Annotated in this window: 1 protein-coding gene; it reads left to right on the forward strand. The window is 53.7% G+C overall.

The window, feature by feature from the left end:
* Positions 1 to 25: 25 nt before the first annotated feature.
* Complete coding sequence (locus tag PsAD37_RS12800) at positions 26 to 541, forward strand: Hcp family type VI secretion system effector (RefSeq protein ID WP_057465969.1); 516 nt, start codon at positions 26 to 28, stop codon at positions 539 to 541.
* The last annotated feature ends 124 nt before the right edge of the window (positions 542 to 665 follow it).

Raw genomic sequence — 665 nt, forward strand, 5'->3', positions numbered from 1 at the left:
GGAGGGCGCTCACCAGGAGCATACTATGCCAACACCCGCTTATATCACCATTGAAGGGTCAACTCAGGGTCCAATCACTCAAGGCGCGTTTACTGAAGATTCCGTCGGTAACGTGTGGCAGGAAGGCCATGAAGACGAGATCATGGTGCAGGCCATTGATCACACCGTCATCATTCCTCGTGATATCCAGTCCGGCCAGCCAGCTGGTCAGCGCGTGCACACTCCGTTCAAGTTCACCTGCTCCATGAACAAGTCCATCCCGCTGCTTTATAATGCGCTGGTCTCTGGTGAGATGCTGCCGAAGTGTGAAGTCAAATGGTACCGCACCAATTCTTCCGGCAAGCAGGAGCATTTCTTCACCACCTCCTTTGAAGATGCCCTGATCACCAATATCGAGTGTGGCCTGCCACATTGTCAGGATCCGAAGAACGCTGACTTCACTCAGCTGATCACCATTGAACTGTCTTACCGCAAGATCATGTGGGAGCACACAGTCTCTGGCACGTCTGGTGCCGACGACTGGCGCGCACCTGCAGCTTAAGTCTCTATCCTCATTGAGGATGGAAGTCAGATCCGGGCCAGCTTTGGCCCGGACACTGCCTATGGGTGAGTACACACCAGGCAGTCTTTGATTTGGGCCTGATCTGCGGAGTTGGAATATGCAA

The organism is Pseudovibrio sp. Ad37 (assembly GCF_001623075.1).
In the GTDB taxonomy this organism is placed as follows: Bacteria; Pseudomonadota; Alphaproteobacteria; order Rhizobiales; family Stappiaceae; genus Pseudovibrio.

Bases quoted from the DNA above. Each gene is read 5' to 3' on its own strand.
- PsAD37_RS12800 (WP_057465969.1), top strand. From the start codon at position 26: ATGCCAACACCCGCTTATATCACCATTGAAGGGTCAACTCAGGGTCCA.